Here is a 14,929-nt window from a genome sequence, read left to right on the forward strand (position 1 = left end):
GTGGATGCGTGACCGACGACACCTCGCGCCTCGCCGACCTCGAGCGACGACTCGCCGCCGTGGAGGCGCTGCTCGCCGACGGCGGGAGCCGCGCATCCATCGGGGACCCGGCGACGACCCCGGCCGGCTCGTCGGCATCCGCGTCCGACGACCGCTTCTGGATCCTCGACGGCGTCAAGCGCCGACTCACCGGGGCCGGCGTCGACGCGGGGGAGACGCCGATCGAGGCCGAGCGCGGCGCCGTCGTCTTCGCCGGCGCCGTCAGCACGGCGCGCGGTCCGGTCGAATGGCAGTACGGGCAGACCGCGGAGGCGCTGCTCGAGCGCGACTGGGAGCCCTTCGCAGCGGTGCTCGCCGCCCTCGGCCACCCCGTGCGCCTGGAGCTGCTGCGCGCCGCTGTCGACGGACCGCTCGACACCCACGAGCTGACCGAGCGCGCCGAGCTCGGCTCGACCGGCCAGCTCTACCACCACCTCACGCCGCTGGTGGCGCAGGGCTGGCTCGTGCAGAGCAGCCGCGGCCGCTACGTCGTGCCGCCCGAGAGGGTCGTGCCGCTGCTCGCGATCCTGACCGCATCCGGGAGGATCGCATGACCCCGAAGCCCGACCGCACCCCGAAGTCCGACCGCGCGCCGCGGCCGAGCGCTCGTGCGGCGATCGCCGCCCAGCGCATCCGCCTCGCCGCTCTGCCGCGGCCGACGGCCCTGATCGCCGTGCTGCTGGCCGTCGCCGTGCTCGTCGCGGGCGTCGTGCTCGCTCCGTGGGGGCCGCGCCTGGCCGAGCGCACGGACTGGTCCGCCGGTCGACCGGGCGCCGACGACGCCCTCGCGACCCAGGTCGAGCGGATCGTCGCCGGTCAGGGCTCGGCCTTCGCCGGCCAGCGCTACCACCACCTCGTCGCGCTGCGCATCGACGGCGACGGCACCGCGGTCGCCGGCTGGGGCGCCGACGGCGACACCGAGTTCGAGATCGGCTCCGTCACCAAGACCTTCACGGCCTCGCTGTTCGCCGAGGCGCTGCGCCGCGGCGAGGTGACGGAAGACCAGGAGGTCGGCACGCTGCTCGATCTGGGCGATGCGCCGGTCGCCGACGCGACGCTCGCCGAGCTCGCCTCGCACCGCAGCGGGTTGCCCGTGCAGCCCGGCAACCTCGCCGCGCTCGGCCGCAACTACTGGGGCACCCTGACGGCGAGCGACTCGTTCCAGGTGCCGCTCGCGACCCTGCTCGATGAGGCGCGTCAGGCGCCGATCACCGATCGCGGCACCTACCTCTACTCCAACCTCGGCGTCGCGCTGCTCGGGCAGGCGCTCGCGGCGGCCGCGGACACCGACTACCGCGATCTGCTGCAGACGCGCATCCTCGACCCGCTCGGACTCGACGCGACGACCCTGCCCGAGTACTCCCGCGAGCTGCCCGCCGACGCGCCGCGGGGCTACACCGCCACGGGGCGGCCGAACGGCGAGTGGACGCTCGGTCCGTTCGCTCCGGCCGGCGGCATCCGCTCGACCGCGACCGACATGGAGTCATGGGCGCGCGCCGTGCTCGACGGGTCGGCGCCGGGAACCGATCCCGATCCGCAGGGCGACGCCGTCGACCTGACGAAGCCCCGCTGGAAGGCCGGCGAGTCGCGCATCGGCTACATCTGGCACACGACCGAGGCCGACGGGCGCACGCTCACCTGGCACAACGGCGAGACGGGCGGGTTCCACAGCATCGTCATCGTCGACCGCGAGCGCGACAGCGCGATCGTCGTGCTCAGCGACGTCGCGGGCGGGGGAGTCGACGAGCTCGGCTTCGCCCTGATCATGGAGGAGGAGCGCTGATGCCCGGTCTGCTGCCCATCGTCGTCGGCCTGTTCGCGGCCGCCACCGTGATGCTCGCGCTCCAGCGGGCGGTCGCCGCCCCGGGGCCCGAGGGCGCTTCGCGCCGCGAGCGCGGCGGCTACGCGAGTCGCGTCGAGCTGCTCGCGGGCTTCCTCACGGCGGGAGGGCTGCTCGCCGTGAGCTGGCAGCTCGTGCCCTGGGCTCAGCTCTGGCTCGTGCCCTGGTTCCTGCTGATCGCGCTGCTGGCCGTCGCCGTGCTGCTGGCGGTGCCGCGCTTCGCCGAGGTGCCGTGGATGCGCTCCGGCCGCCGCGGCATCCTGATCGACGCTCTCGCCGAGACGGTGCTCGTCGCCGGGCTCGCCGTGGTCACGACCGTCCTGTGATCGCGGTGGCCGCACGCGCACTGCACGCGCACGGCGGCGGCGACCGCGAGCCGCGGCGCGGAAGGCGCATCCCGCGGCGCACCTAGACTGGAGCGGTTCCCCCTGAAGCTCACGCGCGACGGAGACGCATGTCCGAAATCACGCCCGAGGTCGTGGCCCACCTGGCCGACCTCGCCCGCATCGCCCTCACCGATGACGAGATCCAGAAGCTCACCGGCGAGCTGGGCTCGATCGTCGACAACGTCGCCAAGGTGAGCGAGGTGGCCACGCCCGACGTGCCGGCCACGAGCCACCCGATCCCGCTGAGCAACGTGACCCGCGCCGATGTGCCGGGCGAGACGCTCACCCCCGCGCAGGCGCTCGCCGGCGCGCCCGAGCACGCCTCCGACCGCTTCAAGGTCAGCGCGATCCTGGGGGAGGAGCAGTGAGCGGCACCGAGCTGTCGAGCCTGATCACGGCGACCGCCGCCGACCTGGCGGCGAAGCTCGCCGCGGGCGAGGTCTCGAGCGCCGAGGTGACGCAGGCGCACCTCGACCGCATCGCCGCCGTCGAGCCGAGCGTGCACTCCTACCTGCACGTGAGCGAGCAGGCGCTCGCCACGGCCGAGGCGATCGACGCCCGCCGCGCCGCCGGCGAGACGCTGCCCACCCTGGCCGGCGTGCCGGTCGCGATCAAGGACGTGCTCTGCACCGTCGACATGCCGTCGACCGCCGGCAGCCGCATCCTCGAGGGCTGGGTTCCGCCCTACGACGCGACGCCCGTGCGCAAGCTGCGCGAGAACGGCCTCGTGCCGCTCGGCAAGACCAACATGGACGAGTTCGCGATGGGCTCGTCGACCGAGTACTCGGCCTACGGCCCCACCCGCAACCCGTGGGACCTCGAGCGCACCCCCGGCGGCTCGGGCGGCGGCTCGGCCGCAGCCGTGGCGGCCTTCGAGGCGCCTCTCGCGCTCGGCTCCGACACGGGCGGCTCGATCCGCCAGCCCGCCGCGGTCACCGGCTCGGTCGGCGTCAAGCCGACCTACGGCGGCGTCTCGCGCTACGGCGCGATCGCGCTCGCCTCGTCGCTCGATCAGGTCGGCCCGGTCACCCGCACGGTGCTGGATGCGGCGCTGCTGCACGACGTGATCGGCGGCCACGACCCGCGCGACTCGACCTCGCTCACCGACGCCTGGCCCAGCTTCGAGCAGGCCGCCCGTCGTGGCGCCGAGGAGGGCTCGCTCAAGGGCCTCAAGGTCGGCGTCGTGACGGAGCTCGCGGGTGGCGAGGGCTTCCAGCCCGGCGTGCTCGCCCGCTTCCGCGAGTCGCTCGACCTGCTCGAATCGGCCGGCGCCGAGATCGTCGAGGTCGCGGCCCCGAACTTCGAGTACGCGATCTCGGCGTACTACCTGATCCTCCCCGCTGAGGCATCGAGCAACCTCGCCAAGTTCGACTCCGTGCGCTTCGGCCTGCGCGTCACCCCGCCCGGCGGCGGCACGGTCGAGCAGGTCATGGCCGCGACCCGCGAGCAGGGCTTCGGCCCCGAGGTGAAGCGCCGCATCATCCTGGGCACCTACGCGCTCTCGGCCGGCTACTACGACGCCTACTACGGCAGCGCGCAGAAGGTGCGCACGCTCATCCAGCGCGACTTCGCTGCCGCGTTCGAGCAGGTGGACGTTCTCGTCTCGCCCTCGGCGCCGACCACGGCCTTCGAGTTCGGCGCGAAGACCGCCGATCCGCTGTCGATGTACCTCAACGACCTCACGACGATCCCGGCGAACCTGGCGGGCGTGCCCGGCATCTCGCTGCCGGCCGGACTGGCCGAGGAGGACGGACTGCCGGTCGGCATCCAGTTCATGGCTCCGGCGCGGGCCGACGAGCGGCTCTACCACGTGGGCGCGGCCCTCGAGGCGCTGCTGGTCGACCGCTGGGGCGGCCCGCTGCTGGCGCAGGCGCCCGCGCTCTGATCGCTGACGCCTAGGACGCGATGCGGCGGGCGGACTCGGTGTGCGTCTCGCGCAGGTCGCGCAGACGCGCGTTGCCGGCGGCAACCGAGGCGGTGCGCGCCGCGAGCGCGGCGCTGCGGGTCGTGAGCTCGACGCCGGTCTCGGCCAGCTCGGCGGCGCGCGCGGCGAGCGTCTCGGGGCTCGGCACGCGGGGCGGCTCGGCCCGCGACGGCCAGACGACGCGCTCGGCGCTCTCGCCGTCGAAGGGCTCCAGCCGCACGGCGGTCCAGGTGAGCCAGCGCTGGATGAGGAGGACGCCGCCCCCGATCACCACGACGGCGATCAGGATCGTGAGGAACACCTCCGGCAACGACATGTGTCGACCGTGCCAGGAACCGAATGCGACGTCGAGTCAGCATTTGGGGGGACTCGATGCGTGCGCATCCACTCGGCGGGTGTCGTGATGCGGTGCCGGGGCGGTCCGGGCGCGGCCGAACCGTCACTCGGGCCTCGGTAGACTCGACCGCATGGCCCGCGCCGAACTCATGGACTACGACAAGGCCCTCGAACTCTACGAGCCGGTGCTCGGCTTCGAGGTGCACGTCGAGCTGTCGACCCGCACGAAGATGTTCTCCGACGCCCCGAACCCCGCCTTCGGCGAGAACCACGGCGCCGACCCGAACACGCAGATCACGCCCGTCGACCTGGGCCTGCCGGGCAGCCTCCCGGTCGTCAACGAGACCGCGGTGCAGTACTCGATCTCGCTCGGCCTCGCCCTCGGCTGCTCGATCGCCGAGAGTTCGCGCTTCGCGCGCAAGAACTACTTCTATCCCGACCTGGCGAAGAACTACCAGATCAGCCAGTTCGACGAGCCGATCGCCTTCGAGGGCTCGGTCGAGGTCGAGCTGGAGGACGGCACCCAGTTCACGATCCCGATCGAGCGGGCGCACATGGAGGAGGACGCGGGCAAGCTGACCCACGTCGGCGGCGCCACCGGCCGCATCCAGGGCGCCGAGTACTCGCTCGTCGACTACAACCGCGCCGGCGTGCCGCTGGTCGAGATCGTCACGAAGCCGATCTTCGGCGCCGAGGGCCGCGCGCCCGAGGTCGGCAAGGCCTACGTCGCGACGATCCGCGACATCGTGCGCGCGCTCGGCATCAGCGAGGCGCGCATGGAGCGCGGCAACCTGCGCTGCGATGCGAACGTCTCGCTGCGCCCGCGCGGCCAGGAGAAGCTCGGCACGCGCACCGAGACCAAGAACGTCAACTCGATGCGCAGCGTCGAGCGGGCCGTGCGCTACGAGATCCAGCGCCAGGCGGCGATCCTCGCCAAGGGGGGCACGATCACGCAGGAGACGCGCCACTGGCACGAGGACACCGGCACGACCTCGCCGGGTCGGCCGAAGTCCGACGCCGACGACTACCGCTACTTCCCCGAGCCCGACCTGCTGCCCGTGCAGCCCTCGGCCGAGCTGATCGAGCAGCTGCGCGCCGCGCTGCCCGAGGCCCCGGTCGTGCGCCGCCGCCGTCTGCTCGAGGAGTGGGGCTTCACCGAGCTCGAGTTCCGCGACGTGAAGAACAGCGGACTGCTCGTCGAGATCGAGGAGACGGTCGCCGCGGGCGTCGCCCCAGCGCAGGCGCGCAAGTGGTGGACGGGCGAGATCGCCCGCATCGCGAACACCAAGGGCGCCGAGCCGGCCGAGCTGATCTCGCCCGCCGCCGTGGCCGAGGTCGTCGCGCTGGTCGACGACGGCACGCTCAACGACAAGCTCGCCCGTCAGGTGATCGAGGGCGTCATCGAGGGCGAGGGCACGGCCGCCGAGGTCGTCGAGAAGCGCGGCCTCAAGCTCGTCTCCGACGACGGCCCCCTGATCGCCGCGATCGACGAGGCGCTCGCCGCGCAGCCCGACGTGCTCGAGAAGATCCGCGACGGCAAGGTGCAGGCCGCCGGCGCGGTCATCGGCGCCGTCATGAAGGCCATGAAGGGCCAGGCCGACGCGGCCCGCGTGCGCGAGCTCGTGCTGGAGCGCGCTCAGGCCTGAGCTTCGACGGCGAGGGGCGGGGATGCGCGCATCCCCGCCCCTCGTCGTTCGCACCCCGTCGGCGACGGGGTGCGCCTACTGCCCGCGCGTGTGCGGGCGCAGCTTGAGCCGGCGCTCGTTGGGCTGCGTCTTGGGCTTGATCTCGACGAGGCCCTGGCGCGAGGTGAGGAAGTCGCCGAAGCTGTCGTAGCCGAGCGATTTCTCGCGGAACGCCGAGTTGAGGCGCAGCATCTGCGTCTTCACCTCGCTGGGGTGCAGCCATTCCTCGTCGTCCTTCTCGGCGACGAGCTGCATGGCCCGCACGAGCAGCTTGGATGCGGCGGCCTTCGACATGCGCGGGGTCGCGGCCGCGCTGTCGTCGGCATCGGCGGCGTCGTCCGACGAGCTCACGTCGCCGCGGGCGATGCCGGTGCCGGTCGTCGTGGCGGTCGCGGTCGCGGCGGAGGCCGCCGAGCCGCGCGATCCCCTCGCCGCGGGGGCCGCGGCGACCTCGTCCTCGTCGTCGTCCTCGTCGATCTCGTCGTCGAGCAGTCCGGGCAGGTCCTCGTAGAGGGTGAAGACGTCGCAGGCCTTGATGAGGGCGGCGCCGGTCGAGCCGCCGACGCCCACGCCGACGACCGTGCGGCCGAGGCGACGGGCGCGCTGCGCGAGCGCGACGTAGTCGGAGTCGCCGGCGACGATCACCACGTGCGTCACGTCGGGCAGGCGGAACAGGTCTTCCACCACATCCACCGAGAGCCGGATGTCGGCGCCGTTCTTGCCGCTCGCCGACTGGAACAGCTGGGTGAGGTCGATCGCGCGGTCGGTGAGCTGGGCGTAGTAGCTGGCGTTCGCCGGCACCGACCAGTCGGCGTAGGCGCGCGAGAGCACGACGGGCCCGAACGACGAGCCGTAGTCGAGGATCGCACCGAGGTCGACCTCGGCCTGCTTGAGCTTGCCGCCGACGACGCTCGCCGAGCCCATCACGTGGGCGCGGGCGTTGTCGCGACGCCAGGCCTCGCGACCCTCCGGGCGGAAGGTGCGGTCGTAGTTCGACATGACGATGTTGTCGAAGTCGATGTAGACGGCGACGCGAGGGCTCTGAGCTTCGACCATGCCGCGAGCCTAGCGAGGGGCGGCGACGTGACGGCCGGGTCCGCATCCCGGGAGAGCGTTGACAGCGATGCATTAGTGATATATCGTTAACGCATCACGGAAGTTACGTGACCCAATCGAACGAGAGGATGTGGACGCATGACCCGCGAACACTTCAGCCCCGCAGAGGACATTCCCTTCGGCCGCCGTGGCGGCCGTCGCTTCGGGCCGGACGCCCGATACCCGCACGAGATGCACGGCCACGGCCACGACGGCCGCCGTCACCACGGCGAGTCGCACCAGAGTCGCGGCCGCGGACCGCTCGACCACGGATTCGGCGCCGGAACCGGCTTCGGACCCGGGGGCCCCTTCGGTCCCGGCTTCGCCGGTCCCGGATTCCCCGGCTTCCCCGGTGGACCCGGACCCTTCGGCCGCCGCAGCCGTCGCGGCAAGGGCGACGTGCGCTCGGCCATCCTGTCGCTGCTCGGCGAGGGCCCGAACAACGGCTACGGCCTCATGAAGGCCATCGCCGAGAAGACCGACGGCGCCTGGCGCGCCAGCCCGGGATCGGTGTACCCGACCCTGCAGCAGCTGGTCGACGAGGAGCTCATCGTCGCGCGCGGCGAAGGCCGCGGCACCGAGTACGAGCTCAGCGAGACCGGCCGTGCCTACCTGGCCGACAACCAGGAGCAGATCGACGCCGCCTGGGAGCGCACCCCGCGCCCGACCGAGTCGATGCACGAGCTCGGCGAGAGCATCGGCAAGCTCATGGGCGTCATCGGCCAGTTCCACCACGGAGCCACCGAGGCCCAGCGCAAGGCCGCCGTCGAGAAGCTCGACGAGGCGCGCCGCGCGCTCTACCTGATCCTGGCCGAGTGATCACAACCCGGCGACCTTCATCTCCCGCGCCGTAGCGTGAGGAGCATGAAGGTCGCCGTTCTGGGAATCACCGGGTACACCGGATCCAACATCGCCCGCGAGCTCGTCGCCCGCGGGCACGACGTCACCGGGCTCGCCCGCCGCACCCTCGATGCGGACATCCCCGAGGGAGTCCTCGCGGTGGCCGGCGACGTGCACGACCCCACCACGATCGCGACCATCACGCAGGATGTCGACGCGATCGTCAGCGCGACCCGCGGCCACATGGAGGGCGGCGATCTTCCGACGGTGCTGCCGGCGCTCGTCGCCGCAGCCCAGGCGGTGGATGCGCGGCTCGGCATCGTCGGCGGCGCCTCGTCGCTGCGGCGCGGCCCCGACGGTCCACTGCTCATCGACGACGGCTTCCCCGACGAGTGGCGCAGCGAAGCCGAGCCGCTGATTGCGGTGCTCGAGACCTTGCGCGCCTCGGATGCCGGCGTCGACTGGTTCTTCCTCAGCCCGCCCGAGATCTACGGCGCGCACAGCCCGGGGGAGCGCACCGGCGTCTATCGCACGGGCCTCGACGAGCTGGTCGTCGGCGCCGACGGCCGCTCGACGATCGGCGGCGAGGACTACGCGATCGCGTTCGTCGACGAGCTCGAGAAGCCGGCCCACCGGCGGCAGCGCTTCACGGTGGGGTACTGATCGTGGCGGTGCTCAGCATCCACCTCGGCGCTCCCGCGCTCGAGATGCAGACCGAGGTCGTCGTGACCCTGCCCGAGTCGCCGCCGCCCGCCGGCGGCTACCCGACCCTGTACCTGCTGCACGGTCTCGGCGACGACGGCAGCGCCTGGACGCGCTGGACCGGCATCGAGCGCTACGCCGAGCAGCGCGGCCTCGCCGTCGTGATGCCGTCGGGCGGCCGCAGCTTCTACACCGACGAGGCGAACGGTCTCGCCTGGTTCACCTGGATCGCCGAGCAGCTGCCCGAACGTCTCGGCGGCATGCTCGCACTGAACCCGTCGCGGGAGACCACCTTCGTCGCCGGGCTCTCGATGGGCGGCTACGGAGCGCTCAAGTGGTCGCTGCGGTATCCCGAGCGCTTCGCCGCCGCGGCCAGCATGTCGGGCGCGCTCGGCTGGGCCCGGCGCATGCCCGACGAGAACTGGCCGAGCGACGACCTGCAGCTGCGGCACATCGTGCTCGGCGACCGGGATGCGACCGACAGCGACGACGACGTGCTGCACCTGCTCGGGCGCACGGCGGTCGGCGACCTGCCCGCGCTCTACGTCGCGTGCGGCGAGCAGGACTTCCTGATCGAGGAGAACCTGGCGTTCCTCGCGCAGGCCGAGCTGCTCGGCGTGCCGGTGGAGCGGAACCTGCGCCCCGGCGACCACGAGTGGTCGTTCTGGGATGCGGAGATCCAGCGCGTCATCGACTGGCTGCCGGTCCCCGCCGCGAGCTAGGAGCGCGCGGCGCGGATCGACGGCTGCTACTCGGTGCCGATGGCCTTGTCGGCCGCATCGCGCGCGCCGTCGACCTGCTCCTCGAACTTGCCGCCCGTGACCTTGTTCACCGCGTCGGCGACGCCGTCGAGCACCTTGTCGCTGATGTCCTCGGCCTGCTCGCTCTTCAGCGCGTTCTTCACGTCGTCGCTGCCGAGGAAGTCCTGCGCCTTCTTGGTGATGTCGTCCAGACCGCTCATGACTCGACCTCTCATCGGGGGATGTGATGCGATCTCATGCTCCCCCTCCCCGCCGACGCCCACAAGACCCCGGTGGTGAACAGAGTGCCCGGATGCCGTCCCAACCTGCCCCCGATCGGACGCTGAGCGAAGCCCGATCCCGCTCACAGTCGGCGCATAGCATTCGAGAGTTCTCTATGCCCATGCCGACCGTCGCATCCCGCCCCGCTCCCTTCGTCCGTCTCGACGGGAGCCCCGTCCGCGCCCTCGTGGTCGACGACGAGGCATCCCTCTCCGACCTGCTGCGCATGGCCCTGCGCACCGAGGGCTGGGAGACGAAGGTGGCCGACAACGGCCACGACGCCCTGCGCGTGGCGCGCGAGTTCGGCCCCGACGTGATCGTGCTCGACGTGATGATGCCGGGCATCGACGGCCTCGAGGTGCTGCGCCGCCTGCGTGACGACGGCAACGACTGCCCGGTGCTCTTCCTCACCGCGAAAGACGGCGTCGACGACCGCATCGCCGGTCTCACGGCGGGCGGCGACGACTATGTGACGAAGCCATTCAGCCTCGAGGAGGTCGTGGCCCGGCTGCGCGGGCTCATCCGCCGCAGCGTCAAGGTGGCCGGCGACCCCGAGGTCGAGCTGCGCGTCGGCGACCTCATGCTCAACGAGGAGACCTACGACGTCAGCCGTGCGGGCACGCCCATCCAGCTGACCGCGACCGAGTTCGAGCTGCTGCGCTTCCTCATGCGCAATCCGCGCCGCGTGCTCAGCAAGGCGCAGATCATCGACCGCGTCTGGAGCTACGACTACGGCGGACGCTCGAGCATCGTCGAGCTCTACATCTCCTACCTGCGCAAGAAGATCGACACCCTCGGCGAGCCCATGATCCACACGGTGCGCGGCGTCGGCTACACGATCAAGCCCGCGGCGGGATGACGCGCGCACCCTGGTCGCTGCGGCGCCGGCTGGTCGTCGGCATCGTCGCCCTGCTGGCCGTGCTGGCGATCGTCGTCGGCTCGATCAGCGTGCTCGCACTGCGGCAGAACCTGCTCTCGCGACTGGACGAGCAGGTGCGCCAGTCGTTGAACTTCGGCGGGGGACCCGTGATCGTGCCGAGCCCGGGCGGCACCGGCCAGACCGGCTCCGGTGACGGCACCGGCTCCGGATCCGGCGACGGGAGCGGTTCGACCGGCGGAGCCGACGGCACGGGCGGCACCGGCGAGTCGGAGACCGACACCGGCCCGCAGCGCCGGGTCGGCAACCTGACCGTGCTGATCGTCGACGACGTCGTGATCCGCGCCGAGTACGTCGACGACACCGGCACCCAGAAGACGCTCACGGTGGCGCAGATCCAGACCCTGGTGGATGCGGGACTCACGGCGACCCGCCCCGAGAGCGTGCGGCTCGACGGCCTGGGGGAGTTCCGCGCGGCGGAGCGCTCCCGCAACGGCGTCAGCCTGATCGTCGCGCAGTCGCAGGATCCGGTGACCGAGACGACGCTCAACCTGTCGCTGATCTTCGCGCTCGTGACCCTCGCGGCGCTGCTTCTCGCCGGCGTCGCCGGCACCGTCGTCGTGCGCCTCGCACTCCGGCCCCTCGGCCGCGTCGCCGCGACCGCCACCCGCGTCGCCGAGCTGCCGCTGGCGGGCGAGGCCGAGATCCGCGAGCGGGTGCCCGAGGGCGACACCGATCCGCGCACCGAGGTGGGCCAGGTCGGCCACGCCTTCAACACGATGCTCAGTCACGTCGAAGACGCCCTGCGCGCCCGGCAGGCGAGCGAGGATCGCCTGACCCGCTTCGTCGCGGATGCGAGTCACGAGCTGCGCACGCCGCTCGCGTCGATCCGCGGCTACGCCGAGCTCTCGCAGCGCGTGCCCGAGGAGCTGCCGCCGGATGTGACCCGCTCGCTCGAGCGCATCGGCTCGGAGTCGGTGCGCATGACGAGCCTGGTCGAGGACCTGCTGCTGCTCGCCCGGCTCGACTCGGGCGGCGGCCTGCGCCGCGAGGAGGTCGGGCTGGGCCTGCTCGTCGCCGACGCCGTGGCCGATGCGCACGTCGCGGCGCCGGAGCACCGCTGGCTGCTCGAGCTGCCCGAGGAGGAGGTCGAGCTGATCGGCGATCCCGGGCGCGTGCACCAGGTGGTCGCGAACCTGCTCGCCAACGCGCGCACGCACACCCCCGCCGGATCGACCGTGACGGCCGAGGTGCTGGCCGACGGCGACGAGGCGGTGCTGCGCATCAGCGACGACGGTCCCGGCATCCCCGACGAGCTGCAGCCGAAGCTGTTCGGCCGCTTCGTGCGCGGCGACGACTCGCGCACCCGCGCGACCGGCAGCACCGGCCTCGGCCTGTCGATCGTGAAGGCGATCGTGGATGCGCACCACGGCACGGTGCGCGTCGAGAGCGAGCCCGGCGCGACCGTGTTCGAGGTGCGCCTGCCGCTCGCCGGCCCCGCGCCGGCCCCGGAGCCCGGCGCCGACGCGGAGCGCTGAACGACGAGGAGGGCTGAGCGGTGCGCTCAGCCCCCCTCGGCGGGTCGGCGGATCGCTCAGCCGACCTCGACGTCGATGCGCACGTCGATGTTGCCGCGCGTCGCGTTCGAGTAGGGGCAGACCTGGTGCGCCGCCTCGGCGACGCGGCGCGCATCCTCGAGCGAGACGCCGCCCATCTCGACGCGCAGGGTGACGGCGAGGCCGTAGCCGCCGCCGTCGATGGATCCGATGCCGACCTCGGCCGTGACGGCCGAGTCCTGCACCGGGATGCCGAGGGCCTTGCCCTGGCCCTTGAGGGCCGAGTGGAAGCAGGCCGAGTAGCCGAGCGCGAACAGCTGCTCGGGGTTGACGGCTCCGCCGGGTCCGCCCATCTCGGTCGGCACGGCGAGCTGCACCTGCAGGATGCCGTCGCTCGTCGCCGCGGTTCCGTTGCGGCCGTCGCCGAGGCTCGTGGCGACGGCGGTGTAGATGGGGTCCATTGCGGGGGTCCTTCCTGGTGCGGTCGGGCGCGGTCTCGACCGCGCTCCACCGACCACCGTATCCAGACACGGTGACGCGCCGCCGAGCAGACGGTGACGAGCAGGGATGCTCATCTCCGCCTGCCCGACGGCGTTCCCCCCGACCGCGGCAGACGTCCCCTCGATCTCTGCCGCGGTCATCCGATCGCACGCGGGGAGCCGCCCGCCCGAGCGCTCAGCGCCTCGAGCGGACGGCGTCCGCGGCGATCAGGCCTGGCGGCGGCGCCAGACGACGCCGAGCAGCAGCAGCACGGTTCCGAGTCCGAGCAGGAGGGCGATCGCCGTGACGGCGGTCTCGACCTCGATGCCCGTGCTCGCGAGCGTGCGCGTGCCCGACCCGTCGGCCGCGGCGACGATGCCGCCGCCGGTGCCGCCGGCGTCACCCGATCCGTCACCCGACTCGTCGCCGGTGCCCGACCCGTCTCCGGGATCGGTGCCGTCACCGGGGTCGGTGCCGTCGCCCGGGTCCTCGCCCGGGATCGACTCGATCGAGTCGCTCTCCACGCCCTCGGTCTCGCTGTCGCCGACCACCGAGACGGCGTTGCCGCCGGCGATGATCGGGATGCGGATGACCGGGACGATCTGCGAGCCGCCGGCGGTGCTGTCGCTGCCGTCGGTCGTGGCGCCCTCGCTGCCGTCACCGGCGGGCAGGCCGCCCGTGACCGAGCTGTCGGTCGCGGTGCTGTCGCCCACCACCGAGATGGCGTTGCCGCCGGCGACGATCGGCGCGGCCACATCGGTCACGACCTGCGTGCCCGAGGCGGTGCCGTCCGATCCCGAGGTGCTCGGGCCGGTGGCGTCACCCGCGGTGCCGGGCGTGGAGCCGCCCGTCACCGCGGTGCTCGATCCGGTGCTGGCGCTGTCGCCGAGCACGCTGATCGCGTTGCCCCCGACGGTCACCGGGGCGGCGACGTCAGGCGCGATCTGGGTGCCCGAGGCGACGCCGTCGGAACCAGAGGTGGAGGCCGGGGCGCCCGAGCCGGCGGTGCCGGCCGGGTCGCCCGTCGTGGTGCCGACCGACGAGTCGGTCGCGGTGCTGTCGCCGAGCACGCTGATCGCGTTGCCGCCGACGGTCACCGGGGCGGTCACGTCACCGGTCACCTGGGTGCCCGACAGCGTGCCGTCCGATCCGGAGGTGGTCGGCGCGGCGGCCGCGGAGTCGCCCGCGGTCGATCCGCCGACCGCGGTGCTGGAGCCGGTCGAGCTGCTGTCGCCGAGCACGCTGATCGCGTTGCCCCCGAGCGTCACCGGGGCGGCGGCATCCGGGGCGATCTGGGTGCCCGAGGCGATCCCGTCGGAACCGGAGGTCGAGGCCCCCGGGCCGGCGGTCGCGGCGTCGGATCCGTCGCCGGCGGGCGCACCCGAAGCGCCCGTCGTGCCGGTCGTCGAGCCGCTGCTCGCCGAGTCGCCGACGACGCTGATCGCGTTGCCGCCGACCGTGATCGGCAGCCCGACGGCGCCGAGGATCTGCGTGCCGGCCGCGATGCCGTCCGCACCGTCGGTCGTCGCGGCGCTGCCCGCGGCGGTCGAGACGGGGGCGGAAGTCGCGGTGGACGACTCGCTCGAGGCGCTGTCGCCGAGCACGCTGATCGCGTTGCCGCCGAGGGTGATCGGCGCGTTCACGCCGGCCACCGCCTGGGTGCCCGAGGCGGCGCCGTCGCCGCCCGTGGTGGTCGCGCCGTCACCGGTCGCGGGGGCCGGTGCCGGGGCACTCGACGCCGCATCCGAGCTGGCGCTGTCACCGGCCACGCTGATGCTGTTGCCGCTCACCGTGATCGGCACGTTCACGGTGACCAGCGCCTGCGTTCCGCCGAGCAGCGAGCTGTCGCCGGAGGTCGTGGGCGCGGCCGGCGCGGGGGCCGGGGGGGCGGGGTCGGGCGCGGGCTCGGCCGCCGGAGCGGGGGCCGTGGTCGCGCCACTCGATGACGAGTCGCCGAGCACCGAGAGCGAGAGACCGCTGACATCGACCGGCGCGTTCACGCTGATCAGGGCCTGCGATCCGCCGAGGATGCTGTCGTCGCCATCGGTGGAAGGCTGTTCTGCGGCGTTCGCGACGCCGCATCCGAGGGCCATCAGGCCGCCGGTGAAGAGGACTCCCATGAGCCCTCGCGAAACGATTCTGTTCAC

Annotated in this window: 16 protein-coding genes; 11 read left to right on the forward strand and 5 right to left on the reverse strand. The window is 72.9% G+C overall.

Going from position 1 to position 14,929, the window contains the following annotated elements; genetic code table 11:
- The first annotated feature begins 8 nt into the window (after positions 1–8).
- From FJ658_RS13495 to gatA, 5 genes are all read left to right on the forward strand, one after another.
- A complete protein-coding gene (locus FJ658_RS13495) occupies positions 9–593 on the forward strand; it encodes a helix-turn-helix transcriptional regulator (RefSeq protein ID WP_219995775.1) in 585 nt (194 codons plus the stop codon).
- Complete coding sequence (locus tag FJ658_RS13500) at positions 590–1,822, forward strand: serine hydrolase (RefSeq protein WP_141145923.1); 1,233 nt, start codon at positions 590–592, stop codon at positions 1,820–1,822. Before FJ658_RS13495 ends, FJ658_RS13500 begins: the two co-directional genes overlap by 4 nt.
- Positions 1,822–2,205, forward strand: coding sequence for a hypothetical protein (locus FJ658_RS13505; protein ID WP_141145924.1), 384 nt, complete (start codon positions 1,822–1,824; stop codon positions 2,203–2,205). Before FJ658_RS13500 ends, FJ658_RS13505 begins: the two co-directional genes overlap by 1 nt.
- A gap of 128 nt (positions 2,206–2,333) precedes the next feature.
- Positions 2,334–2,633, forward strand: coding sequence for an Asp-tRNA(Asn)/Glu-tRNA(Gln) amidotransferase subunit GatC (gatC, locus tag FJ658_RS13510; protein ID WP_141145925.1), 300 nt, complete (start codon positions 2,334–2,336; stop codon positions 2,631–2,633).
- Positions 2,630–4,150 (forward strand): Asp-tRNA(Asn)/Glu-tRNA(Gln) amidotransferase subunit GatA, encoded by a 1,521-nt coding sequence (gene gatA, locus FJ658_RS13515; protein ID WP_370454806.1) that lies wholly within the window; start codon positions 2,630–2,632, stop codon positions 4,148–4,150. Before gatC ends, gatA begins: the two co-directional genes overlap by 4 nt.
- Before the next feature lie 10 nt (positions 4,151–4,160).
- Here the strand turns inward: gatA and FJ658_RS13520 are convergent, their stop codons facing one another.
- On the reverse strand, positions 4,161–4,505 hold the full coding sequence (locus FJ658_RS13520) for a hypothetical protein (RefSeq protein ID WP_141145926.1): 345 nt from the start codon (positions 4,503–4,505) through the stop codon (positions 4,161–4,163).
- Between the two features lie 151 nt (positions 4,506–4,656).
- Here FJ658_RS13520 and gatB point away from each other — a divergent pair, with 151 nt between their 5' ends.
- Complete coding sequence (gene gatB, locus FJ658_RS13525) at positions 4,657–6,171, forward strand: Asp-tRNA(Asn)/Glu-tRNA(Gln) amidotransferase subunit GatB (protein WP_141145927.1); 1,515 nt, start codon at positions 4,657–4,659, stop codon at positions 6,169–6,171.
- Positions 6,172–6,246: 75 nt separating this feature from the next.
- Here the strand turns inward: gatB and FJ658_RS13530 are convergent, their stop codons facing one another.
- On the reverse strand, positions 6,247–7,266 hold the full coding sequence (locus FJ658_RS13530; protein ID WP_141145928.1) for an NYN domain-containing protein: 1,020 nt from the start codon (positions 7,264–7,266) through the stop codon (positions 6,247–6,249).
- A 231-nt stretch (positions 7,267–7,497) separates the two neighbouring features.
- On the opposite strand from FJ658_RS13530, the gene FJ658_RS13535 reads away from it, so the two are divergent.
- From FJ658_RS13535 to FJ658_RS13545, 3 genes are read left to right on the forward strand one after another with little or no spacing between them, the layout of a single operon-like run.
- On the forward strand, positions 7,498–8,124 hold the full coding sequence (locus FJ658_RS13535) for a PadR family transcriptional regulator (protein ID WP_141146177.1): 627 nt from the start codon (positions 7,498–7,500) through the stop codon (positions 8,122–8,124).
- A gap of 45 nt (positions 8,125–8,169) precedes the next feature.
- Complete coding sequence (locus FJ658_RS13540; RefSeq protein WP_141145929.1) at positions 8,170–8,808, forward strand: NAD(P)-dependent oxidoreductase; 639 nt, start codon at positions 8,170–8,172, stop codon at positions 8,806–8,808.
- 2 nt (positions 8,809–8,810) lie between these two features.
- Positions 8,811–9,569: an alpha/beta hydrolase family protein gene (locus tag FJ658_RS13545; RefSeq protein ID WP_255447739.1), complete on the forward strand. Its 759-nt coding sequence runs from the start codon at positions 8,811–8,813 to the stop codon at positions 9,567–9,569.
- A gap of 26 nt (positions 9,570–9,595) precedes the next feature.
- Here FJ658_RS13545 and FJ658_RS13550 read toward each other — a convergent pair whose 3' ends face one another.
- Positions 9,596–9,808, reverse strand: a complete 213-nt coding sequence (locus FJ658_RS13550) for an antitoxin (protein ID WP_141145930.1) — start codon at positions 9,806–9,808, stop codon at positions 9,596–9,598.
- A gap of 182 nt (positions 9,809–9,990) precedes the next feature.
- On the opposite strand from FJ658_RS13550, the gene FJ658_RS13555 reads away from it, so the two are divergent.
- Both FJ658_RS13555 and FJ658_RS13560 read left to right on the forward strand, forming a co-directional pair.
- Positions 9,991–10,728: a response regulator transcription factor gene (locus FJ658_RS13555; RefSeq protein ID WP_181408475.1), complete on the forward strand. Its 738-nt coding sequence runs from the start codon at positions 9,991–9,993 to the stop codon at positions 10,726–10,728.
- Positions 10,725–12,284: a cell wall metabolism sensor histidine kinase WalK gene (locus tag FJ658_RS13560; protein ID WP_141145932.1), complete on the forward strand. Its 1,560-nt coding sequence runs from the start codon at positions 10,725–10,727 to the stop codon at positions 12,282–12,284. The genes FJ658_RS13555 and FJ658_RS13560 overlap by 4 nt, the downstream gene beginning before the upstream one ends.
- 56 nt (positions 12,285–12,340) lie before the next feature.
- Here FJ658_RS13560 and FJ658_RS13565 read toward each other — a convergent pair whose 3' ends face one another.
- A complete protein-coding gene (locus FJ658_RS13565) occupies positions 12,341–12,763 on the reverse strand; it encodes an organic hydroperoxide resistance protein (protein ID WP_141145933.1) in 423 nt (140 codons plus the stop codon).
- Positions 12,764–13,009: 246 nt separating this feature from the next.
- Complete coding sequence (locus FJ658_RS13570; RefSeq protein ID WP_141145934.1) at positions 13,010–14,929, reverse strand: chaplin family protein; 1,920 nt, start codon at positions 14,927–14,929, stop codon at positions 13,010–13,012.

Source organism: Schumannella sp. 10F1B-5-1, from assembly GCF_006517535.1.
Taxonomy (GTDB): domain Bacteria; phylum Actinomycetota; class Actinomycetes; order Actinomycetales; family Microbacteriaceae; genus Schumannella.